This window comes from Massilia sp. Soil_C_3 (assembly GCF_057657035.1).
The window spans coordinates 21,583-46,036 of the sequence record NZ_JBDGJG010000001.1 but is presented as its reverse complement, the minus strand read 5'-3'; the positions used below and the strand labels follow the sequence as shown (position 1 = coordinate 46,036).

14 protein-coding genes and 1 pseudogene are annotated in these 24,454 nt (G+C 54.9%); 1 reads left to right on the top strand and 14 read right to left on the bottom strand.

Annotated features, from left to right (window positions below):
* Positions 1-10: 10 nt before the first annotated feature.
* On the bottom strand, positions 11-928 hold the full coding sequence (locus AC3A6F_RS00165) for an ABC transporter ATP-binding protein (RefSeq protein WP_487677871.1): 918 nt from the start codon (positions 926-928) through the stop codon (positions 11-13).
* Positions 929-1,166: 238 nt separating this feature from the next.
* On the opposite strand from AC3A6F_RS00165, the pseudogene AC3A6F_RS00160 reads away from it, so the two are divergent.
* Positions 1,167-2,093, top strand: a pseudogene (locus AC3A6F_RS00160) (YifB family Mg chelatase-like AAA ATPase); the annotation flags it as partial.
* Positions 2,094-2,494: 401 nt separating this feature from the next.
* Here the strand turns inward: AC3A6F_RS00160 and AC3A6F_RS00155 are convergent.
* The 13 genes from AC3A6F_RS00155 to AC3A6F_RS00095 form a co-directional block, all read right to left on the bottom strand.
* Entirely contained in the window at positions 2,495-3,709 is a 1,215-nt protein-coding gene (locus AC3A6F_RS00155) for a hypothetical protein (RefSeq protein ID WP_487677869.1), read from the bottom strand.
* Positions 3,710-4,553: 844 nt separating this feature from the next.
* Entirely contained in the window at positions 4,554-5,567 is a 1,014-nt protein-coding gene (locus tag AC3A6F_RS00150; protein ID WP_487677867.1) for a hypothetical protein, read from the bottom strand.
* An 80-nt stretch (positions 5,568-5,647) separates the two neighbouring features.
* On the bottom strand, positions 5,648-10,297 hold the full coding sequence (locus AC3A6F_RS00145; protein ID WP_487677865.1) for a hypothetical protein: 4,650 nt from the start codon (positions 10,295-10,297) through the stop codon (positions 5,648-5,650).
* 141 nt (positions 10,298-10,438) lie between these two features.
* A complete protein-coding gene (locus AC3A6F_RS00140; RefSeq protein ID WP_487677863.1) occupies positions 10,439-10,657 on the bottom strand; it encodes a hypothetical protein in 219 nt (72 codons plus the stop codon).
* Between the two features lie 261 nt (positions 10,658-10,918).
* Positions 10,919-12,115 carry a response regulator gene (locus AC3A6F_RS00135; RefSeq protein ID WP_487677861.1) on the bottom strand — a complete coding sequence of 399 codons (1,197 nt, stop codon included), beginning with the start codon at positions 12,113-12,115 and terminating at the stop codon, positions 10,919-10,921.
* Positions 12,102-14,246: a sensor histidine kinase gene (locus tag AC3A6F_RS00130; RefSeq protein ID WP_487677859.1), complete on the bottom strand. Its 2,145-nt coding sequence runs from the start codon at positions 14,244-14,246 to the stop codon at positions 12,102-12,104. Before AC3A6F_RS00130 ends, AC3A6F_RS00135 begins: the two co-directional genes overlap by 14 nt.
* Positions 14,247-14,464: 218 nt before the next feature.
* Positions 14,465-15,592, bottom strand: a complete 1,128-nt coding sequence (locus AC3A6F_RS00125) for a restriction endonuclease (RefSeq protein WP_487677857.1) — start codon at positions 15,590-15,592, stop codon at positions 14,465-14,467.
* A gap of 10 nt (positions 15,593-15,602) precedes the next feature.
* The gene (locus AC3A6F_RS00120; RefSeq protein ID WP_487677855.1) at positions 15,603-16,601 is read right to left on the bottom strand and encodes a DNA cytosine methyltransferase; all 999 of its coding nucleotides are present in this window, start codon (positions 16,599-16,601) and stop codon (positions 15,603-15,605) included.
* A gap of 234 nt (positions 16,602-16,835) precedes the next feature.
* The gene (locus AC3A6F_RS00115; RefSeq protein WP_487677853.1) at positions 16,836-17,282 is read right to left on the bottom strand and encodes a very short patch repair endonuclease; all 447 of its coding nucleotides are present in this window, start codon (positions 17,280-17,282) and stop codon (positions 16,836-16,838) included.
* Positions 17,283-17,322: 40 nt separating this feature from the next.
* A complete protein-coding gene (locus AC3A6F_RS00110; RefSeq protein ID WP_487677851.1) occupies positions 17,323-19,098 on the bottom strand; it encodes an AIPR family protein in 1,776 nt (591 codons plus the stop codon).
* 2 nt (positions 19,099-19,100) lie between these two features.
* Positions 19,101-20,111: a PD-(D/E)XK motif protein gene (locus AC3A6F_RS00105; protein WP_487677849.1), complete on the bottom strand. Its 1,011-nt coding sequence runs from the start codon at positions 20,109-20,111 to the stop codon at positions 19,101-19,103.
* The gene (locus tag AC3A6F_RS00100; protein ID WP_487677847.1) at positions 20,095-22,986 is read right to left on the bottom strand and encodes a Z1 domain-containing protein; all 2,892 of its coding nucleotides are present in this window, start codon (positions 22,984-22,986) and stop codon (positions 20,095-20,097) included. The genes AC3A6F_RS00105 and AC3A6F_RS00100 overlap by 17 nt, the downstream gene beginning before the upstream one ends.
* Positions 22,983-24,431: an ATP-binding protein gene (locus AC3A6F_RS00095; RefSeq protein WP_487677845.1), complete on the bottom strand. Its 1,449-nt coding sequence runs from the start codon at positions 24,429-24,431 to the stop codon at positions 22,983-22,985. Before AC3A6F_RS00095 ends, AC3A6F_RS00100 begins: the two co-directional genes overlap by 4 nt.
* Positions 24,432-24,454: the final 23 nt, after the last annotated feature.

The following is a 24,454-nucleotide window of genomic DNA, read 5'->3' as shown; positions in this document are numbered from 1 at the left end:
GCCGCCCTCCTTACGCCGTCACCGGCGCAGCCTGGGCGGACGCCGCCTGGCCGGCCGCGCGGCCGGCATTGCGGATCTGCAGGAAGTAGACGTCTTCCAGGTCCGGCTCGACGCTGACGAAACCATCGTCCGGCTGCGACTCGGCATACACGTTGATCTGCGGCCGGCCCGCCACCAGGCGGGTGGACAGCACGTTGAAGCGCTCCTGGTATCCCGGCAGGGCTTCCTGGCTGACGGTGCGGCGCCACACGCGGCTTTTCAGGGTGTCGATCGCAGCCTGCGGCTCGCCCTGCAGCAGCACCGTGCCCTTGGCGATCATGGCCATGCGCGGGCACAGGTCGGTCACATCCTCGACGATGTGGGTCGACAGGATGACCACCACCTGCTCGCCGATCTTGGCCAGCAGGTTCAGGAAGCGATTGCGCTCGTCGGGATCGAGGCCGGCGGTCGGCTCGTCGACGATCACCAGGCGCGGCGCGCCGAGCAGCGCCTGGGCGATGCCGAAGCGCTGGCGCATGCCGCCCGAATAAGTGCCCAGGCCGCGCTTGCGCGCCTCCCACAGATTGGTCTGGTGCAGCAGGGCTTCGACGATCTCCTTGCGCTCGCCCTTGGCGGTCAGGCCTTTGAGGACGGCGAAGTGGTTCAGCAGCTTTTCGGCGCTGACCTTCGGATAGACGCCGAAGTCCTGCGGCAGATAGCCGAGCTGGCGGCGCAGGCCCTCTTTATCGTCAAGGACGTCGAGGCCGTGGAAGTGGATGCTGCCGCTGTCGGGGTCCTGCAGGGTTGCGATGGTGCGCATCAAGGAGGACTTGCCGGCGCCGTTCGGCCCGAGCAGGCCGAACATGCCGTTCGGGATCTCGAGGCTGACATCGTTGATGGCTTTGACACCATTGGCATACGTCTTGTTGAGCTGCTTGATCGATAGCATCGGCTGTAACTCCTGGTCTGTGAATGGTGGCAGATATTTCCTTGCAGATAATGTAGCGTTAGTAGATTCCACTGTCAGGTTTTTGTGACAGGCGGTAGAAAACCCGGAATGGACGACGAATTCGGGGGCATGTGCGTACGCCATGCAGTTCGAATACGCAGGCCTGTCCGCACGCAACAGATGGCGCCGCACGCGCCGTACGATAGGGCCTTCCCAGCGTTCATGCAGAAGGAACACTATGAGTCTGGCCGTCCTGAGAAGCCGCGCCCTGGCCGGCATGGAAGCGCCCGCCGTCAACGTCGAAGTCCACCTGGCCAACGGTCTCCCTGGCATCGCGATCGTGGGCCTTCCCGATACCGAAGTGCGCGAAGCGAAAGACCGCGTGCGCGCGGCGCTGCAGAATTCCGGCTTCGACCTCCCGGCGCGCCGCATCACGATCAACCTGGCGCCGGCCGACCTGCCGAAAGAGTCCGGCCGCTTCGACCTGCCGATCGCGCTGGGGATCCTGGCCGCCTCGCGCCAGATCCGCGACGATGCGCTGCACCGTTATGAATTTGCAGGCGAGCTGTCGCTGTCGGGTGAGTTGCGGCCGGTGCGCGGCGCGCTGGCGATGGCGTTCGCGATGGCCCGCGACGGTGATGATGAAACGCGCGCCTTCATCCTGCCGCTAGCCAATGCCGACGAAGCGGCGCTGGTCGAGGCGGCCGCGATCCTTCCGGCGCGTACCCTGCTCGAGGTCTGCGCCCACTTCGCCAACACGCCCGATGCGCCGAAGCTGGCGCGCCACCATGGCCCCGGCATGGCGCATGCTCCGCGTTATCCTGACTTCGCCGAGGTCAAGGGCCAGCAGCACGCCAAGCGTGCGCTCGAGGTGGCGGCGGCCGGGGCGCACTCCGTCCTGCTGGTCGGCCCGCCGGGCGCGGGCAAGAGCATGCTGGCGGCGCGCCTGCCAGGCTTGCTGCCGCCGATGAGCGAAGCCGAGGCGCTCGAATCGGCCGCCGTGCAATCGCTGGCCGGGGGCTTTTCGCCCGAACGCTGGCGCCAGCGGCCGTTTCGCAGTCCGCATCACACGACGTCCGGTGTGGCCCTGGTCGGCGGCGGCAGCCTGCCGCGGCCGGGCGAAGTATCGCTGGCCCACCACGGGGTGCTGTTTCTCGACGAGCTTGTCGTTATGTGAGCTTTACTTGTCTGCCCAACTTTAGGAGCTATGTGTGTATCGCTACAGTCCGACTTGGCCCAGGAACTGAGCCGGTCGCAGAAACTCCCCTAATTCACACTAGTTGGACTCCACCAACGCCGGCGCAGCTCAGTGCTGCAGGGGAAACTCGGTGCACACTACAAAGGTTGCTTGTGCGGCAAAGTCCAGACCACTGAGACGTGACGGTTCGCCCATCATGACGTTTATGATCGTAAGCGGCGAGAACGATGAGCAAGCATCAGAGCGAGAGTGGATCTGGAAGATGAGAGACAGCATCGCAGATGGCCTGCAAGAGGCACGTATCTTGATATGACCCATCCTGCTGAGTGGGCAGCCGTCCAGAGCGAGAGCAATGCCGGCCGCACGTTTTAATATGAGAAGAAACCATAGGGATTTTTGTCTGGGACATCATCAATTCCTGGCCACGGCGCATGCGTCGATGGATCGAGCCAATCCGCCAGTTTTGTAAGAAGCTTAAGCTCCTCACAAAGGTCTGCCCGGAGGCTACCACACGCATCGAGCTTCGCTTTCAGCCTGCGCAAGGATTCTGCTCGATCCAGGTTTCTCGCCATCTCTTCAAGGCGAGCGAGGGTTTGCAGTAGCTTGTCCTTGGCTTCCTTTTGCGCCCGCCACTCATTCGACCGGCGCTCCCGCTCACGTGCCCGCTCGGCCTGGATGTCATCATCAACTTTACGTCGTAGCGCCGCCTCCTCCAAGCGGATTACGAGCGCTGCTAGTTTTGCTTCGATCCGTGATGACGGCGTATCCTCGGTTTTCTGGCATTCGTGATAGGACACGACACTGACCACGGACAGCATGATTCTACTGGTTGGGAGATAGCGATACTGAGGCCGCAACGCGTCAAAATCCGCCTCCCATGTAGATCGTCTTGCTCGACTCGCGCTACGCGGCGGTTGTGGAATTAACTCCTCCGTAATACGTTCCTTGATTCGTAAGACATACTGTTGGCCGCGCAGGACAAAGCAATTGCGTTTATCGAAGCGATCGCGCGAGGGTAGGCGTGACCTCGCCGGAAGCGCGGCGCATGTGTCTACGAATGTCGCCCCGACCGCTGTAACGGCATGAGCGAACTGGTTGATGAGCTGACATGCCCGATCGATTTCGCCTGGCGAGATGGAAACGTCTGCCCAAGTCGTGCCGTATAAGGTCACAGCGCCGTCGACCGCCTTGCCTTTACGTAGCTGGTTCACACTTGCTTTCGCCTGCGGATGAGGACTACCTGGGTCGTCCGGCGCCGCTGCGTCTGCTCCAGAACCTCGTCCCGTTTGCGCGCGCTCTTGGGCAACGCGTTGTTCAACCGTTGGGTCGCGTTTTATTACCGAGTGCGTCCTGATGTAGGTCGGCTTGACCTTGGAAGGCGGCAGCAAAGGCCGTGGCGGCGCTTTGCCATGCGCAAGCTTGGCCCAATATCCCCGAGGCGGAATAGGCACTTCAAGCGCAACACAGATTTTCCGCAAGCCGACGTCGGAAATCGAATACTGCTTAGCCAACTTGGTGATTGGTTCCTTCCAAACAGCTTCGTATAGCGCATCGCGTTCAAAACTCTGCTGTTTCCATGCCATAGTGCCTCCAGTCATCCAGCATTGTGAGCACGGCCCTTGCCTTCGCAATTGTTCAGCAAGGACATCCATCTTGTTATGATGTCGCTTTCACATTTTGAGTCAATATGAAAGCTGAAGAACTCTATACGCATCTGAAACAAGCCTTTGGCTCCGACCTCAAGCCGAGCGATATCGATAAAGGGCAGGCTTTTTAGAAAGAGAAGAGGACTAGCCCAACCTCAACGCGCGTCTTGCCAGTCCATCAAAATGCCGCTGGCAGTATTACGGAGATTAAACTACTTGTCACATCGTTTCGCACTCGAATAGAAACTACCCTTCTATTATCCGTCACATTCGACGAGGTAACCGCTGCCGTCCAGCGCGAGATTGACCTGTTAGAAAGCTGACTAGGAAGCGCTAAGCGGCATCGTGCATTCGTTTTCGATGCCTCAGCAGATTTTTGGATGACACTCCGCAGCACACCAAAGACACGATATTCACCAACGGGTTTGCTAGACACAACGGGATTTCATCTCCGCATCGGTGGAACGTTGAAAGATCGGTGGACGAAGTTTTGTCTACAAGATTAAGCAGAAGTCGTCTGACAGCAACAAACCTCGTACACTGAGCTGACGTCCGCTACCGGCCAAGGCTGTGTAAAAACGCAAGCCGAGGTACGAGGTCGTCACGTCCGACCTTCCAAAACGGGCTACACGGCGTATTCTCAGGGGGGAATGGTAAAAAGACCCTGAAAACATGCTAAACGCGCGTTTTTACACAGCCTGGGCCGAAAGCGGACGGTCGGAATGCTTCAGTGTACGAGTTCGTTGCTCTCAGAGCAAGTACGAGGTTTTGTTAGGCGTTCTTAACTAGCTTGAGCTTGCTTCTCGACTGGATATCCCTGGAACTTGTGCACTCCTTGCTTTTTCTGCTCCACCACGTAATAGCTCAGACCAAGCGCAAGCTCTAGCCCATCCGGAACTGAACCACTTTTCAAATAAGCGATTAGCTCTGAATTTTCTAGCGGCACCAAACCAGAAAATTCGCTAAATAACTCAGGAGACTTGGTGGTGGCAGGATTGATCACGGCGAAGTTGAAAGCTTTACTAAGATTCCAATGATCGGAGATTTTCGACTTTCGCTTTAAGTCGCAGTGTCTATGATAAAGGTTGGCCAAGACGACCATATCAACGTTACTGTATTTCTTCTGCTGCTCAAAAGAATCCGTTGTGAACAGGCCTTGGGGACCTTCAAGATACGCAATCCACTTTGTCATATCCATCTGATCATCGACACAAACGAAAAGAACGTTCAAGCTTTCTGGCTCCAGGGTAGTGCCAAACTTCCCTTGTGCACTCAGAAGGTAATCCTTCATTTTCAGGTCCATATGGTGAGCAGGACTGAGGAATAGCCTATCATCTGTGTCTCCGAGCAAACTCTGCAGCCGCGCGACGGTTGGGTTGTAATCGTCTAATCGCCCCAGGCCATGAATAACCAACTCGGAACCAGCAACGATACTTTTTTGCTTTTGATAATTAGCGCACTTTACCTCAATATTGAACTTATGCCCTCCATAAAGAATAGAGCAGTCAACATCCTTGGGTTGTGCGATCACGGGCTCGTATTCAAACTTTGCACCCGCTTGACTGGCGACATTGGCAAACCAAGCACATACGGTTAGCTCGCAGGCGGACTGAACGTATTTAGCTTCGTCCGCGGCCTGCTGCTCTAACATCAGCTTCTTGTATACTAAATCTTCCTTCTCTCTACTATTAAGATAAGGGAGAATTTTGCAGAGAGCAGTCTGCAGTCCAACTCGATAAGCTCCGGAAAGCACGAAAGGATTTGCAACCGTAATAGTTTTTTGTGAGTCTGTCATTTCCTGTGACGTTCGGTTTCAAGCACAACAGAGGTAGTATGGAATGAAACTTCATGAAAGTAAGAATACAGTCGCGACGTTTACTTTGAAGGATCGTTTATCACGCCGCTCCCCCGACGGCGAGAGCGACTCCTGGATCGTCGGCGCAACTGTGGACGGGCGGTAATTGTCGAATCCCGGAAACGATTGTCGATTTCATTGAGCATCTGACGCGCCTGATATGCATCAATTTCAACCAATTGCTCAAATAGACGGAGCCCCAACTCACGGGTTGCTGGCCCTAAGCGGTGTAGCGTAGTGGCTAGATCGATCAAATGCGGCGACGCAATCGCTGTCGAAGTTCTTATGTCTGCGAGTTGAGTTTGCCACATTTTGACCAAACCGCCAGCTATCTGCCCCACAAGTTCGGCCTCATGAGGTAGTAGGGTTCCAAGTCGCTCGACCACAAAGGTCCCACTGAGTAACGGAGCCGTATCGATTTGCTGCGCGATTGCTTTTAGCAAAACGATCGTATGGCCATCGGGCGATAGTTCGTCAACTAAACGGAATAAATCAAAAACCGCAGCCCATACTCCCTTCTCACCTGAAGCCAAAAGCCTGACGAGCAGGTCAGTTGCGGCAGCGCGATGCTTCATATCGACCCAAAGGTTGATAGCAGAAACGGCTGCGCCAGCCCTAGCATCGACAAGCGACTTGTCCACCACTATCTCATCCAACCATTGATGCGCCCAGTCCAATTGCGGTTGGAGAATGGCTACTAGCGCCGTCAGCTCGCCAAAACCTTGGCGGCCTGATCTTTCCGGCAAAGTTCGCCATTGTGCCAGATCTGCAGCTACAACTTCTGGAGCATACCATTGCACCTGCGACAGCAGATAAGCTGATGCTTTGGTACCCGCAAGTCGCGGTCTTTCGCTAAGAATCTTGTGAATAAACGGCCCACGACGATCAATAGCTTCTGGCTGCAGATAGACCAGGAAACGCAAAAGGTATTCCCAGATACTGGCGCCCTGAGTTCGTGTCAAATAGGTTGTAAGCATATCGATGATCTTGCCGGACTCATTGCGCGCCAGTCGTGCTCGAATAAGAGCCTCAAGTACCGGGTAATCACCACCAGGCAAAAATGAGATTTGCCCACTCCCCCAGAGGAGACTCACACCGACGACATCCTCGATTTCGGTTTTTTCTTGAGATACTTTATCGCCTAGGCTATCACTTTCATTTTCCGTGCCAAGTTCAATTTCTTCCACATCGCCAGACTCCAAAAGCAGCCAGCCTTCCAGCGTCGCAATAACGTCATCTGCGATTGAAACTTTACGATCAATCAGCCTCTCGATCGCTCGAGCTGCCGAGCCTCTGAACTCTTGACCTCGAAAGCCCCTCTTAGACAGGTCTATGAAAAGGTCTACAACTAAAATTGGATCGGCCGCTTCAGCGAGCGAGTCCAACGCATACCCGGCGGCCCGCTCACTGGTCTCCGGTGCAAACCGAGAGATTAACCGAGCAGCACGGAGCGGGTCCGTCTTTGCAAAGTTGGCAAATTCTCTTGCCAACTGAATGTTTCCACCCTTGTCCCAATATTTAGGATGATTCCAGTCAGTCGAATCTGGAAGTGAGTGGAAGGCATTTATCACATCATTGTCGGATGCGTCTTTCATAGCGGTCGCATCCATAATTGGGCCGATGCATATGCCTTCGCTTCGGTGCAGTCGCGCCTCCGGAAACACTCGCGCACCCTCTTCGACGTGACGCTGGATTAAAACACTCCTACTACGGGCTGGAAGCGCGCGTAGCAGCTCGACTTGAGCGCGTCTTATCATTCGCATCCAAGATCGTCGCTGCGCTGGTTCACGCAGATGAGGAGGCGCAGAGGGTTTGTGCGCCAACACAACGCTTTCAAAGCGTTGTACATCTTCGGGTGACCAAAAGGGCGCACAAGCAGTTACGAGCGTCTTTGTCGAACTCTGTAAGTCTTCATACGAGCCTAAATGCAATCGCCGTGCATCTGAAAGGATGAAGTCGAGCGCGGCTTGTGCAAGCCCAGCGGCATCATAAGCAAGGCCATGCGCAATCAAACGCTGGACCGGAGCCAATTCAATGGCCATCCCCGCTGTAGCCCATGACAGGAATCTTTTAGGATCAGTCTTGACAGACTGCTCGACCGCACTCACAAGCGCCGCCAGCAGCGCTGGAGGTGTGTGGTGGAAGCTAGTTTCTCCATCGAATTTGTAGTCAACCGCATAGAGTAACGGGAAACCGAGTGCTGGTTCTTTGTCATCTGAAAGCGCTCGTAGAGCTCCGAACATCGACACAAACCAAGGCCAAAGCGTATCAAGGAAAGCGAACGGCGTACTTTCCGCTAAGGTAGGGAGGCTATCCCAGTGTTGAGCATCTAATAGCAGATTCTTGAGTGGTCGCTTCGGTTCACTTTGGATTTCCCATGCGACCTCCGCATCGATGGAATCGAAACGCGGACGGGGTGCCGCCTTCAATTCCGCAGCCTTAACAGATGCTCGTTCAAGCATCCCATCAAGATACGTGCGAAGGAGCTCCAAAGCCATCTGTGGCTGAGAGACTCCTAGTGTAGCGATAACAGAATCAATGTAGATAGGTGAAATTTCTGACCGTAACACCACCTGTTTAGCAAGCCGCAACGTCGAGTCTAGCCATACTGGTGCATTTTGCAAAACAAGCCAGATTCGTCGGTCGTTCGCCTCAACCATAGCCCAACGATCATTCAATAAGCGCGTCACTAACTCTGGTGAAAATGGCCAAGCCAAGGTTAAGACGTTAATCATTAGGTCCGCCATCTCGACTTCGACCATGGCTTCAGCAATGAAGCTTTCTGCAAAGCGAGTGAACCATCCTGGGCTACCAGCAAGAGCCTTGAAGGCTAGAGCGCGTTCAGCGGGATTACGTAGAGCTTGCTCCAAAAGAAGAGCTTCGCGATCACTTGGTGCAATTTGCTGACCCAGGAAATCAATTAGGAGAAATCGCAAGTGTTTGCGTAACCCCTCTGTCGCCCAGATCGTCGCCAATTCCGAATCATAGGTTGCAGGTTGCGCAGTCCGAAGATAGTTGAGCGCAGCCCACAACTTTGGCCTGACAAACAACGATTGCTGACGCTCTATGACATAGCTAGATAGACGCCCCGATTCCAGCGCAAAGCTCCTAGCAAGTGCATATTCGAACAACGTCTGATGCGCAAATCCCAGACTGCTGTCTGTGCCGTATGATGTGAGAATCCCGGCCGCGAGTAATGCTTGGACGTCCTCTGCTTGTCCGTCGAAGCGCGCCCGCGCTAGCCAAAGGCACTCTTCCTCAGCCATCAGGTTAGCTACTTCGTACACAAGTCGCGCTCGCCCTGGTCCTGCCTCACCGTGGAGGACCCTCTCATTCCAAAGCCCGTCAAGCATCCCCTGATACGTGCTAAATGGTTCGGACTTTCCTCGCGCTTTGAGCTTCAGGTATATGCTTAACGCTTGAGGGGATCTCATCACTTCTTGCGCGTCAACGGGCCACCCGGCAGCGTTGACTCCATTTACTTCCAAAATCTTCTCAACGTCAGACCAAAGTGGCGCCTCTAACGCGAGGCTTTGTGCGTCGATGGCCCTCAAGCGCACATCGTGGTTGAACTCGAATGTCCGTGAAGACAAGACGATATGAATGTTATTAATTCGGCCTACTCTACGAACGAGATTTAGCAACGCGCTCAGTCGGCCGGTGTTCATGTCGAGGTAGCTAGCCAACGCATCAAGCTGGTCCACAAGAAGCATCACCGGACCATCTAAAGCGATCCGCTGCAGCATCACGCTCGGCTTTTCAGGGAGATCAAGTCGCGCTTGAAGGTCCGCTTCGGTTACGACCCCGCTGTCGAGAAGGTCGGCCTTGATTGCGAGAATCGACCAGCCGCACTCGTCTTGAAAGTGTTTACCCAGCACAGCCATTAGTGCCGACTTTCCGGAGCCAGGTTGCCCGAGAAGTGCCGTTGTGCTGAAATCGGAGTCGTCAATCCTGTGCACGATCTGATCGTACTCAGGGCGAGGAATCCACTCATTATTGGGAAGCGTAGTTGGCCAAGCAAGCAGGTCCTGCGAAGTCCGCTTCAACTCAGCTCGCCAGCCAGACTTGACGACGGCGTCAAAGCTGTCCTCTGGCACTTTTTTCGCTCCAAGCGGGGATATTGCTTCCACCTTTTCATTTAGAGCTACCAGTAAGTCCCGCGAATCTTTTCCTGTTACTTGAACTAAAGCTGCAACGCCGGGATCTCGAACGGCGCCAAGAATGCTTGCCTTAAGTACAGCGACCGCGAGCGAAATTACCGATTCGGCATGATTGCGATCTTCGTACGAGTGAGAAATGTAACTCTGGACAAGCTGCTCATAATCGTCTTGATAAACTGCCGCGCCAGTAAGCCTAGCCTTGGCTGTAACCTTGAGAAGCCGCTTAACAAAAGGCTGCGTAAGCCATTCCTGAACGTGTGGCTTCTTGAACCAGTCTGGTCGCACTGCAGCTGCGCCTAACTCCACGAGCGCAGATTTCCACCACGGATGATCAAGATCAACGGCGCCCAGCCTGGCTAATGCCTCATCAAGTATTTCCTCCGCGTGATCCACTGGTGCTGCGTCAGGAAATTTTCCAGCAGAGCGCTCTGCATAGATTTGTTTTCCTTTTGGAAACAAAGCTCCAGCGACTGAACCGATGAGCCGAAGAAAAATTGCGCTAATACCCATAAAAGGTTGATCTCACAGAGAGCTTGAGCTAGTGCCTCTAGCAGCGGATTATAAAAAAGAGTAGCTCGTTTAAATTTACCTTTAGACAATAAAAGCCGAAATCCTCAGTTCTTATAACATTTTATTGTCTCGCCGATATTACTAATGAAACAGCGGCACGTCGATTGTTAGCAGCGCTTCCATTTTCATCGCATCCAAAGCAGGATCGAGCATGCTGCGAGCAGTGAGGTCAGCTTGCAAAGCACAATGGCTGACCATTTCGGAAATAATTCGTTCCTCCCGTGCGTTCGGCCCATCAAGTATGCCTGGCTTACGTCCAATAACGCGTCCGTCGTTGTCTACGATCGTAACTTCGAACATGGCTGCGAGTCCTGATCCGTTCTTAGCAGCCTGAGTTCGGAAACGCTTTTTCTGCGGAAACGGAACCAAGCCGCAGAAGGAGAGAAGGGCTTCTAGTGGCGGGTATCTAAACAATGTTTCTGGAAGGGTTTTGCTTTATTTTCGGTCATAGAGGAGCCTATGAAGCGTTAAGCAACAAAGAGGTTTTCGCTCTGCCTCAGCCGTACCGTTACACTGGTGGGTCCGAAAAGCTAGTACTAAAAATCCGTTCTAGCTAGGTTTTCACTCCGTGTGTGCATAGTTCGGCGTACCTATACGGCTGAAGAAGGCCCCCAATCGCTCCACTAATGACGGAAGAAATTCTGCGGTGATCGATGCAAGACGGTTTTCTCGAATATGTTTGATAGCGCCCTCGTCCGCCCGAGACAACGAGACAATATCGTCGAATTGCACCAGAAATGGGCCGATTCGCGTGCCATCATTAAGCTTCACAGACGGCAAGAAATGCGTGCTGGCTTTCGGGTTTCGGGTGAATTTTGCAACTTCGTCTCGGGCACGTTTCAATTTTTTGCTTGCAGCATCGATCGCTTGCTCACCTTGGGCGTTATTTAGCGCTTCGGCGGCCTTGCGCACAGGCTCGCATAGTTCATTCCACTGGTCATTTGCATCCTCACACCTTGCCAACTGAATATGGCCTACTTTTCCGTCATTCGCCAAGTCGCATCGCGGAGTGATTACGACCGCGATGCTTCCATTTGCTGTTCTTACGAGATCGCCAGTACGAATGCCATCACGAATCGGGGGAATGAAATACCATTCCTCTGGATGGGCCGCTTGCCCGCCGCCTTCCAGCATGACTGCATGAATGTGCGAAGCGAGGTGACGGGTCAGCGCGAGTTCAAGATTTGGATCAGACTTATCTTTGTTTGCATCGGTCCATTCGCTCCACCTAGGCCATATTGATCGGGTAAATAGCTGGACCATTTCATGTCGAATACTCGCAGCCGCTCGCCTAATCGAGCGGACCATCGGCATTTGCTTGATCAACCAGTCCATCACTGCGGCACTGCCGGAGTGTTCGTCGTCGTCAGCACCTTTCTGGAAGGTCCGCACGAAAGGTTTCGCCCATTCCGGGGTATCGACCTGCGGCGCTTCCCCAGTGAATACGGCAACCACAGCCAATTCACTATCTAGCAGATTTTTCACAACACTGTTGCCATCTGCGTTCGGGGCGCTGCCTTCGCCACGTTGAAGGTTGATGTCAACAACTGCAGCATCATAGTCATGTATTGAAATCAAGCCGAAAGCCTTTTCCTGGGATTCGGCGTACTCAGCGATAATTTCAAAGCCGAACCACTCTGACTGAGCGTTGTGAACCTCAATGATGTTTTCCCAGGATTCACGTTCCGTCTGGGTATCTTCGACAATGAGCAACCGGACAGTGAAGTCCTTATCGGTTTGGACGTTATTGTTTTCCATTATTGTTCGGAAATTGAATTATGAAACAGGTCTCGGGAGCACCTTCGAGAAAAATCAGATCACCTTTACTAGCGCGACAGGCTTCACGTGCAATCGAAAGACCAAGACCGGTGCCTTCGGTCTTAAGGCTGAATCCAGGCTGAAAGAGCCGTGGAACGTAATCGTCATCGATAAGTGGGCCATTGTTGGTTATGGCAATCCGCAACTGCTCATCAAAATTCTGTGATAGCAAACGAATGGTCCTGGGTTCAGTTCGGGAAGTCGACAGCCAATGGACAGCATTTTCTATTACATTGAGCGCAGCTGCCTGCAGATCTTCGACGTAGCCATAGGCTTGGTGAGCATGCAGACCGTCTATTTCCACGTTTATGCGGTTCGACTGAATCGAATCACTGAAAAGGTCAAGCGCCGCCTTTATTGGCTCATCGATCATGAATGTCATGGGTTGGCCACGGCGTCGGCCTGAAACCGGATTGAGACGCTTGAATAACCGGCTCATGCTCCGCGCCCCTTCTTGAACGGTTAACGCATGTTTCGGAAAATGACTCCGGAATACTTCGCCGCGCTTGCTCGATTCGAGTATCCACTCGCGCTGGTCGTATAGCGCTTTAGCCGCAGATGCCATGGGGTTCAGGATCCGTCTGCCCTCATGTATGACTTGAGCCACTACTAAACCCAACGAAGCTCGTGATTGAAGAAGTTTTTGGTATTCATCCATTTCCTCCAGCGATGCCATCAGTGCACTGACATCCTTCTCGATGGCTTTTCGAAAAGGTTCCTGAAACTGCGTAGGGAGGCTAGTCAGGGCTTGGCTCGTCGCTGGCATGGTGGCGATTGCCTTCACACTTTCGACACTTGCCGTACGCCGACGACTGAGTCCTGCCTTTTCACGGAAATCCAAACGTCGTTGTTCGACATGTGTCAGCAGATTCCTGATCAATTTTTTCAAGCGATCGAATGCACCGTTGTGCTCCAGGCCTTCTCGGCTGCTACGCTCAATCAGGCATGAGGAATCTTCCGTACCAATTGATACCCTGCCTGATACTTGGGACAAGCCAAGCTTACGCGACGGATCCTGCACGCGCATTCGCTCAAGCTCGAGCCAGTCATTTTCCGGTTCACCATACGGCCGGATTCGGAATCCGTTACGGAAAATCGCGATGCCAGCATTATCAGTGAGTATCTGACGTGCGGCTCGAATGCCGATCTTATCGAACGGCAGATTCATTCTTTTGAAAAGTTCTGCCACCGACTCGGCTTCCCTATCAAAAACATTCAGCTCAAGGCTTAACGGACCACAATCCAATTCATCGTCACCATATTCTGGTGCAGCTATCGTAATCGGGTGTTCGACGCCATCGCCCTTCTTCACGACGAAAACGCCCGTGAACTTGCCGGCGGAGTCGAAGCTTCCCTTCAAGCGGTAATCGCCATGATCCTGCAGCCTGAAAGGAACGATAACCTGGCTCAGTCTGTCGTCCGTCGCATCGTTTTGCTCAGGCAAATCCGATGTTCCAACATCGATGTTCAACTGCTGAAGCAAAGTGCGACCGTCGAAGCCGGTGTTTTCCACCGTAAAATCAGACAGGTCGAGGCGTATCTCGAAAGCGTTTCCAGCCTCGTTTGGCGCAAGCACCCTCCGTAATTCACGAATGAGGTTACTTAGCTGCTTCTTTGACCACGTATCGCGTAAATCTGTTATCGCGAGACTCACGCCTGACAAAGACTGGGAATCTGCGGCCATCTGTTTGATTGGCACATCGATATCCTCCAGATATCTATCAGCCGCAAACTCGTTCCAATCGATCTGCACCAAGTTTGCCTCCCGGTCAAACTGCTCGGTCTCTTCAGTTACCGACTGAAGGACGGTTTTTGTTCCGAGTCGGGAGGCTGCGAATCGCCCGATACCCTTGGCGCCCAGCATCCGCCGCCCCTTCGGACTGTAAGGCTGCTTCAGTTTGTAATCGGTCGCAGGCTCAAACCATTTGTTGAGAATGTCATCACCTGACATGCCGTGACCTTGATCCTTGACGAACAAGGCACCGACAGGACAGCTTGGGCCCGGCGGTGTAATCTTGATATCGAAGGTGGGTGAGTCGGCATCATATGCATTCTTGACCAGCTCGATCAACGCGGCTTCTGGCCCACTGATGAGCTGATCGCCGATGGTTCGCACTATACGTGCGCGAGGTCTTAGCTTTGCCATATCGGTAATTTTTTAAGACATATTGAACATCTCAACCGCTCTGTGGAACACCACGGCGGTGTAGTCGCTGCGGCAGAGAAGATCAATTTAGAAATATTGATTCTTTGACGATCTTGACATCGAATCGGCACGCATCTTCGTACTCATATCTTTTCGATCCACTTCATTACACTCTCTAGACTTCCAAACCGTTCTTTAAGCTTCCTGGCAATATCGACAGCAGCAATTATCACCACCGGGTGGTCGTCCTGTATGACCTCCTCGTATGCTTGAGAGTCCAGATACGAAGTCGTGACCAAGATTCCGAACTGTCGATGTCGCAAACGGGAAATAATACGCGACAATGCTCGGACGCCCACACCGTTGTTCAGCCCATAGCATTTCGCTTCCAATGCAAATTCGACATCGATGGCGCCGGCCCCCTGTCCGATTCTGTATTTTCCGATCGCATCTCGCCCACCGTCACGCCAGGGCCTCGTGATTTCCCAGCTCTGGATCGCAGGCATGAATAGTCGTGCAAGCTCCATCGCACAGCGTTCAAATCCATAGGAATTGTTGGCATAATACTTGTGAAGGCAGGTTACGTATGCCTGCAGCTCTGCATCCTGAGGGATCTGTTGTTGCTTTGAACGGGTCCGGTTCGCAGGGACCGATTTAAGTGGCTGGTATTTTCTTGCCTTGACCCAATCGATCCATGGACGAGGAGCATGTTCTGACGTGAGGCCGGCGCCGATTCGAATGTCGCGTATCCATTCACGACTGATCACGGGTACGTCGAGGATCGTGAAAGTTGCCTTGTAATTCTGAAATCGGATGCCATTCGTGGTGGTACGCCAGATGGCAACCAGATCATCATCAGGTCCCATTCCTGGTGCGCCAGGAACAGCGAGACCGATGAAGCGCAGATCGCGAAATTGGCCGGTATTTCCGAATAAAAGAATGGGAGGGAAGGTTGCACTCTGCTGGTGTCTGTGTGCTTCGTCGAACAGATTGCGAAGCATAAGGTTACCTTGCCTCGGCGTGTCATGCAGGTCACCTGGACTTCGTTTATCACCGTAATAGATAAACGTACCGGACTCCCCATCCACCCGATCAGGCCAGTTCACATCTGCGAAATTTGTCTTGAGTACAAGCAGCTTGAGTGTGGCGACATCGGGACGTCGACCTAAATGGCGAAACCCCGCGCCGTTGTCCACCCCAAGGAGTCGTGGAAGCGGATCATCGGAGGAGTTTCCCTTCCGAGATCCGCCGTAAACCTCGTCAACAGCCAAGTCGGCCGCCTCAAGGTTCTGAATTATCATGGCCGAGAGGAACGTCGTTCTCCTGCACTGCTCGAATCCATCGAAAAATTGCAGTCATGACATCCGAACATACGCCATTTCCACAGAGCTTTACTTTCTCGCGCCGGCTTCCATGTGGCAGAGTATGTTCAGTCCCGCCTCCCATTGCCTTGAGCAGCTCGCTAGGCTGAAGCATCCGGAGGTACGGCTCACCATTTTTCCATGTAACCAGACCGAATCTGTCAACAGTTGTGACTGTTCGTAATGGAGCGGTTATCGGTTGCCATCCTCCAGCATAGTCTGAACTGTAATACACGATGATGAACGGCACGTCTTCGCCTAGCGCCGCAATGGCCCGCTCTGCACGCTCCAAGGTGGGTTTCGCTCGGCCGGCCCTGCGCAGCAAGGTCGTCGGGTGTCCTGCTTCCCACTCGATGATGTCTTTTGCCTGTTTGGACTGGTTGGGATGCAACGCCAGAAGCTGCTCTCGTGTTACCGAGGTCCCTTTCCGATCGCAGACCAGAAACATCCGCTTTCGCGCCTGCGCAGATCCGAAATCTGCCGAGTTGAGATGAAGATCGCTGACACGATACCCGAGATTTTCGATCGTCGTGACCAGTTCATCATGCCTGTCCCACTTCTTCATCCGGTTCACGTTTTCCACGATCACCCATCGGGGATTCATCGACTCGACCCAGGGCACAATGCCGATGGCTGTTTCACGGCTAGTTTCAAGGCCAGGTCGAGCTCCTCGCGCGATCGAATGCGAAGTGCACTCCGGTGAGGTAAGAAGCACATCCGGAGCATACCTGTCGGCGAGCTCGAAAGGTTTGGCGTCCTCGATGCGAGCCGTAATGACATCGGCGTCGGGAAAGTTCGCCTTGTAGGTCTTCGTCGCCAACTCCCAGGCGTCAAGACCCAGAAGGGGCACTCCGCCCCCCCGAACAGCACCACGTGCTCCGAAACCCCCACCACAGAAGAGGTCGACAAAAGTTGGCATCAGTCACTTCACTATGAATTCGAATTACATTCACGACTGCTGTGCTGTCGCAAAAGTTTGCCGACATTAACGGCACAAAAAGCAGAAACGGTTCGCGCTCTGGTTTGAGCGCTACCAAGATGATACCAAGTCCTGGCTAATTCCTGGCAGGAAATTGAGAACCGAGACAGCCGCGGCACTTTTGCAGACTACCTTGGGTGCACAGCTGATCCTTCTTCAGCTAGTCTCGCGTACCTAGTCGGCAATCTCGCCAAACGTTGCGCTCCCGGTTATCCACGACAGGATTTGGGGCCTCAGACGATCGAGCGACGCACGTCGCTTGGTCGAGCACTCCCATATCACCAGTACCCGCCAGCCCAGCGCAATCAGCTGATCGATGGCACGCTGGTCCCGTGCGACATTTGCCTGCAATTTCGCTGTCCAGAACTCCGTACGGGTCGCTGGCACCTTTGCATAGCGGCATCCTGCATGAGCATGCCAGAAGCAGCCCTGGACGAAGATTACGACCTTCCGTGCAGGCATCACGATGTCAGGAGAACCCGGCAGATCTCGCCTGTGCAAGCGATATCGAAACCCTGCTGTATGAAGTAACTGTCTTACCAGGATTTCGGGTTTTGAGTCCTTGCCTTTGATCCCTGCCATCATCCGGCTTCGGACGGCAGGGGTGACGATGTCGACCATATTTGATGATTTCGATTCCAGCAGCCGTGGAAAAATACGATCAAGCCGGCTTCAGTTCAGGAATATTCGCGGAGGACGCTGAATACTTAGCACCCATCACTGCGTCCTTGCATTCCGGCCGCTTCGCCCACTCAGACACCATCCTTCCACCTGCCGTCGTGTGAAGCACGTCATTGACCTCCCGAGCCCAGACAGCAATCTGCGAGAGCAGTTCCGGCGAGACCGACTGTTTGGCCCAGATGCGCTCAAGATCGATCCGATCACCCAGCTTGTCGGATAATACCGCGATCGTGTATGCAGTGACGTTTGCCTGGAATGCCTGGAACATCGGTCGTAAGAGCTTCTGTGAATCCCTGTAGAGCTTGGTCTTCGCGATCATTGCCTTGAAGTCCGCGACCGTGGGCACCTGCATCTCGCTGCCCTCATCGCTAGTCAATCCCGCCATGAAACGTTCGAAGTTCTTCTGCGATCCAAGGCTGACAATGTCGGGTTTCCGGTCCCATGCGGTCAGGCATTTCGCCAGATCGGTCTTGGTCAGACGCCGTGCTGTCGGAATCGCCTCCTTCAAAGCTTTCAACTTAGCTGGGGTGGTACCTTCCCGTGCCAGAAGTGTGTTGTAGCTTCCTGCTGCACGTTCATAGAACCACTGACTAACACCATCAGGGCAATAGATCGACCGCGACAGCTTTTCTATCTCGACATGGAAAGGCTTGTTGGCGGAGAGATCGGACTGCTTGACCGCATTCTGCGTGTTGGCAAACCGCGAGATGTCCGACACGAGTGCTTCCTCCTTCACTGCATCGTCAGTGCGCATGACGATGATCTTGGCGGGCACCCTCACCGCGCGAAGATCGGTGTCCGGGTACTTCTTCTTCGTGAAATAGAGGGATGCAGTCGTCTGGCCTCCATTGACAATCTGGAGCCCTTTCAGATACGTGATTCCAGCGGAACTGTCGTTCGTAATGCCCAGCCGCATCTCGTCCGCAACGATCACCAAGCCATTGTTGAAAGCCATGAAGCGCTCAGGTGTGGTCCGCAAGGTCGTCTGGATTCCTGAGTTCACATCCTTACGCTTCGCACTCAAGAAGGAGCGGACGTTCGCCTCCAGCAGGCGTGCGCCGAATCTCTCATAGAGCAGCCGTAGCGCCTCACCGGGGATGGCCGTCAATGCATAGTCGTAGTCATCGTTCGCGCCAGGGACATAGACGCAAGGTAGAGGAGCTCCAGATACCTCATTGAAGTCGACGACAAGTTCGTCTCTCGGTTTGCCCTCCGACCAATGCCGGTGAAGGCGCTCGATGTCCATGACCTCGAGGCGCACCGCCTTGCCACCGATGTCCCTGGTCTTGAAATTCTTGGACTTTGCGACCCGGTCGGTGAGAACGTACACCCTTACCTGCTCGAGCTCGTTGTAGATTGCTTGCAGGGTCTCCGCAAGCGATCGCACGTCGCTGGATGGATCAAGCTTCAGCGCCATCTTCCCTTCGGCGCACAGCGTCAAAAAGCGCAAGCATTGCTCGACGGCGGTCTTCGTCTCCGCATCAGGTACAGGAGTAGGCTCGTCGACACCTTCATACAGGCTGACGAAGAGATCGAGCTGGTCGTTGTCGTCCGAAACAGCATAGCCGCTGAGCCTTAGGTTCGCGTTGCCCATCTTGCCTTCGTAATGGCATTCCACTGGTTCAAACGTCATTCCGATTTCGGCCATGTGATCCATAACGATCCCGGCGAACACCAGTTCCTCATAAAGGGCTCCGTCTCGTAGTTGCGATCGGACGCCGGCCTGCGTTTCGCGCAGGAAGTCTTGCAAATTCATGCTCAGATAACTCCAAGTTTGTTCAATGCGGTCGTGATATCGATTCGCGCACCGGGTGCCTTGTCAAGGTCGATTTCGTAAACGGCACTGCGAACGCCAAGCGGAACGCCCCCGGCCGTGAGTCTCGGGAACCCTTCATCCACTTCAATGACGGTAATGCCTGACAGGCTGTATCGTCGAGCATGACGTTCACTTTGCGTATCAAGATAGCCGGCTGCAACCAGACGGTCCTCGAGCAGCCCCAAGGCGGCAGCGTCCTGCATGACGGTTGCGCGCGCTACGTTGATCAGGTCCGGCAGCGCAAGACCGCATTCGGTCGGAGACAGACGCATCCCGATCAGAAACAGCGGTTGCCGGACTGAGTCATCGAGCTGATCGAGCGATCCGATACGTGCAAGAAATCCTTTCGTTGCGAGTGTGGATTTGACCTCGAGTGCGCCGGCCCCGAGCAGGAAGTCCTGAATTCCGTCGAGGGGCCCCACCCACGATTCCAGCGCGATGCCGATTGGCACGCCTGCATGGATCATCTCCAATAGTGTGTACAGTTCGCCGACCAAGCCGACCTCGGATTCGGCACTTATGGTCCTCTGTCCGCGACGCATGAATTCCTGCCACGCGCCTACGCGCCCGATGAAGACGCTGAGAAGATTGCGTACTGAGGCACCCGTTGTCGCGGCTTCGTCGAGTGCTCCCGCCACATTGCAAGCCATGTCAAGGAAGAGATCAGGACTTCCGTCGATCCTGCGAGTAAGTGCAAGCCAGAGGATTGATCGATCGCCTGTATCGACGCGGTGCACGGCAAAGCCCTGCCCTTCCGGCAGTGTGATCGCAGCCCCCAGGGCGATGTCCGTGAACCCGACCAGAAATGCTTCACAGTCATCCTGAGCGTGCCGTCCCGCGCTCAACAGCAACGGGCCGGCAGGGGCAATCGAGATCGTCTGCCAGCCAGCCTCATGATCATTGCCAGCTAGCGATGACCATGCAAGCAGAAATTCGTCACTCTGCCGGGCCATATTCCTGCGTCCAGTACAGTGCGGTCACTTCATATTCAACTTCGATTGGATTGTCACTGGCGGGGAAGGCGATCGCAAATGCCATGATCGGATCCGTCCAATCCGGGATGATCTGACAGCCTGGTGTGGTGGAGCAAGGAGCCAGTGGATAAAGCATGAGCAGCGGACGATTCCTGTGGGGTCCAAGCTCCTTGCGGGCGACCCGCATACCTTTTCCGCTCGGGACCGTCGGCTCGTTCAACCGGTTACGTGGAGGGTCCTCCTTCCAGACTGCCCTGGTGATCTCGAGAGCCTTTTTCCACGCGTCATCATCAAGGTCGATTCCTTCGTCGGCCGGGTCGGTCAACACGCCAATAGCAAAGTTGTCGGCGTCCCTATCGGTGATCTCGTCGGGATCCTCCACTTTGCGCATAGGGAGGGACTCGACAGCAACTCCACAAGGAAAGGTGAAGTTTTCTTTCCACCTGCCCTCGGCCACCAGAGCGATGTCCCAATGAGTCAACTGGCCCGTTTCGATCATCTTTTCAATGAATTCGGCGAGCACTGCCGTCTTGGCAGTGGTCGCTCTCGGATGCGTTACATACGAGCCAAGGAATGCCAGAACCGCTGGTGCTTCAACATTCAACCAGAGTCTGGAATTCGGCCAGGATTCGACGGTACCCGCGCGATCGTATTCCGGCCCGACGACATGAGGGGCGCCCAACGCACCTAAAAGGGTATCGGCCGCGTCAAGGTTGATCTTTTGAATCGTCGCCTTGCGATGGAAGAGGATCGTCTGTGGTCGGGTGCCACTGTACGTCAGGGAAAGCGTCTCGGCACTTCGCATCTTTCCCGGCGAGGTGACAGTAAGGACGCCATGGGACATCACCTTGAGGCCGTACTGTTCGGGAGTTAGTTTTGCACTTGCCATGAAATCGAACTCCTCACGAAGCTGCTCTGATGCGTCGGCGATATGGCCGAACCATCGCACAAGGTCCGGCGACGTGTACAGCCGGCAAAGATCGAGGTATCCCGGACGATATCCGAACCAGCGCCCCATCTGCATCAGGGTGTCATACATCTTGGTGGTGCGGACGAAATAGCTGACGCACAGGCCTTCCAGCGTAAGCCCCCGCGCCAGCTTGTCACCGCCGATGGCAATAACCTTGAGAGCTGCACCTGGTGTCGCGTAGTCCAATGCATCCTTTGCGCTGCCGTTGATCGAGCGGACCTGGACGTCGTCCAGCACGTCAGGAAGCACTTGAAGCACCTGATCCCACGATGGAAGTGCGGTCGGGCGCTCCTCTGCAGGAGACAGTTCGCATACCGCAGTGTGCGTTTCTAAAAAATCTCCATCCCAGAGATGCTTCAGCTTTTCCAGCAGGGTATCGGCACCGATTTCCCTGCTGATCTTCTGACGCATGCTGCGGATGGATTCTTCAACCTGCCGCCGGACGTGATCCTGCACGTTTACGTACCTCGTCACGTGAATCAGCATCGAGCTATGAGCGTCGCCCTGTCCGCGTAACTCACGAACGGCGCAGGCCAGGACGAATGCGTGAAGCGCCTCCTGAAGCGATGGCGGAACCGTATCCATTCCGTCATGAAGCGGCACATGTGTCTTCTTGTGCTTGGGGGGAATCCACCCGGAAGTCTCATCCTTGCTGCAATAATCGAGAATCGGCCGATCGAGCGGGAGTGCTCCGATTCGTCCTTCCTTCGTCAGCTCGCCGAACAGACGGGAAGGTCCCACGTAGTTCGATGGCGCCGACAGGTTGATGATGAACGAACGCGGAAACAGATCAGGTCCCTCTTTCTTCGTAGTGCCTTTATGGTGAATGAAGATGTTCGCGAATGGGGTGGCCGTATATCCGACGTATGCCTTCCGAGTGAATGCGTGGAGCAGCTGGCGAATCAGGCTGTTGATGGTCTTGGGCTGATGTTCTTCATCCGGATTTCCGTCCTCATCCACCGCTACCTCGCCCGTATCGACCGATGCGTTGTCGGCTTCGTCATCAATGACCAGCAACGGCAGTTTCGTGACCACCTTTCTGCCATCGATCATGGTGTCCGCGACCCTGGACTGTATCCAATTCAGTAAGGCAGTCAGAACGGTTTTCTGCTTTTTCACCACAAACAGCCACGGTCGCTCCTCCGGCGATATGCCGTGAAAATGCTTGGCAATTGCCTTGTTGAAATCGCCGTTATCCGCGCGCGTGGTGGCCGAGTTCGTTTTAAGGTCATCGCCGAAATGCGCTACTCCGATCGGCATCCCGGGCGACCTGTCTACAGTGGTCTCATATCCCAAAAAGCCCTCCTCTAGACGCATCTGAGTCTGCGAGCGCAGATTGTTATGCGTGCCCGCGAGAACGATGATGATCTTGTAGCCCGCGTCAGCAGCCTTGCAGATGAGCCCGGAGTAATTACTGGTCTTACCTGACTGGACATGCCCAACCACCAAGCCGCGCCGGTCCCATGCATCGCTACGCGAAGGATCCTCCAGAAGACGAAGGATGTCGTCCGTTGCATTGTCGAGACCATCAACGACCTTCTCAGCCAGTTTCGCTTCAAGATAATCGCGGTAACGGCGCCAGTACCGCCAGTCCTTCTTTCGACCAGCCGTGAGCCAGTCCTTGTGACCAGTGTTGTCTTTCAGCGTTGTGGACGCGCCAATCCGATGGCTGAAACGCTGGATCAGGGTTGTCACCGCCAACTGCTGATCCACCAGCGTGAAGTCGTCGGTAGCGAACATCTCGGCAGCACGCGCAACCTTCTCTACGATGAAAGCCGCCGTGATCTTCGACTCGTCCTTCTCCGCTTTCACCAGTCGCTGCGCAGTGGCGATCACGTTTTCCAGCACTTCGGATTTTCCCACCGTATCCTCTGTCAATATCATTCTTTACTCCCGAGTTGCGCGACAAGCGCGGGAAACTTGTGGAATGGTTCGGTTCGCAGCAGTGTCTTGCGTGCTTCGTCGATACTCAGCTGCTTCGTTTCGATCAGGTCATTGAAGAGCACCGTAGCAATCTCGATTACCGCATCGTTTGGCTGACCATCGAAACCGGTCCGTGGAGTTTCCTTGTTTTCTGCAGTGTCCAGCCAAATCCTCTGTACGGGGACGGTCTCTTCGATCACGCGCAACATCGCCCGGATCATGGGACGCAAGGCGCCTGAGCTGTCGAGCACCGCGGCAATTGAGGGATGGTCCTCATCGACCCGATAGCGCATTCCGCCTTTCAGCCGGTCGATGGTCCAGGCCTGTCCGACTGGAGCGCTTCTCTGACCCGGGACGGGACTGCCTCGATATGCAAATACCCTGCGAGCACGGGCTCGCGTGTCCTCGGCGATTTGCGTCAGCCACGGGCGCAGGGATACTGGCGGCTTTGCGGTGGACTTCTTCACGTCGATCTTCCAGGCCGCGTCAGCGGTGTTGGCTATGTCGAGGCGGATCCGGGCCAATCGATGGGCCTCCTCACGGATCCATGCTTTCGCGTTGCCCAATCCCAGCCAGCCTCCGGCGACGAGTAGCCGTTCGTTCCGATATACGTAAAATCCCTGCTGTGCAGTCCAACCTTTCGGGCCAGCATTCGCGTCGAACTCTGCGACCGTGAGCCTGTCACGATGAGGCATGACATGTGCCTGCACTTCCACGACACCGTCAGGGCTGGAATGACGGGCAATCGGGGACGTCCAAGGCTTGGATGCGTGGCCTGTCATGAACGGGTCCCATGGCTTGACAGCACGATTATTCAGTACAATCCGAAAGCGTGCGTGCGGCCCCTGGATCAGCCGGTGAAAGACCATCGCCAAGTGGGCCTCAACATCATCGATCAATGTCAGGTAGTCGTCTGCGGAATAGCCGGAGGTGACGATTCGGTCCATGATCTCCCACAGGACCACGGTCCCTGAGCTTCTGCCTTCCAGAGAAGCGAACGGCTCCGAGCCGCGGGCCGGACCTTCGTGAAGCAGCCAACCACCGTCGGGATTGGCCGCAAGCTCGTCCAGATCCCAGCGCAGACAGCTGGGCACTCCATTCTTCGCGGTAGCTACGGTAAGGCGACGGCATTGCGAAAGCGATGCCGTCTTCAGACCCATTCCGAATCGGCCGAGATCACTGGAGGACCGCAGGGCAAGCGGATCCCGGTCGCCCAATCGCATTGCGCTTTCGAGCTCGGCGTCGCTCATTCCTCGGCCGTCGTCAAGAATACGAATTCGACTACCAGGCCCTGCCCAGGTGAAGTCGACGCGTACCTCTGCAGCCCCGGCGGAGACGCTGTTGTCGATGATGTCCGCAAGGGCCGTTGCAGTTGAGTAGCCGAGACCTCTCAGCGATTCCAGCATGGCACTGGCCCGTGGTGGCGCAT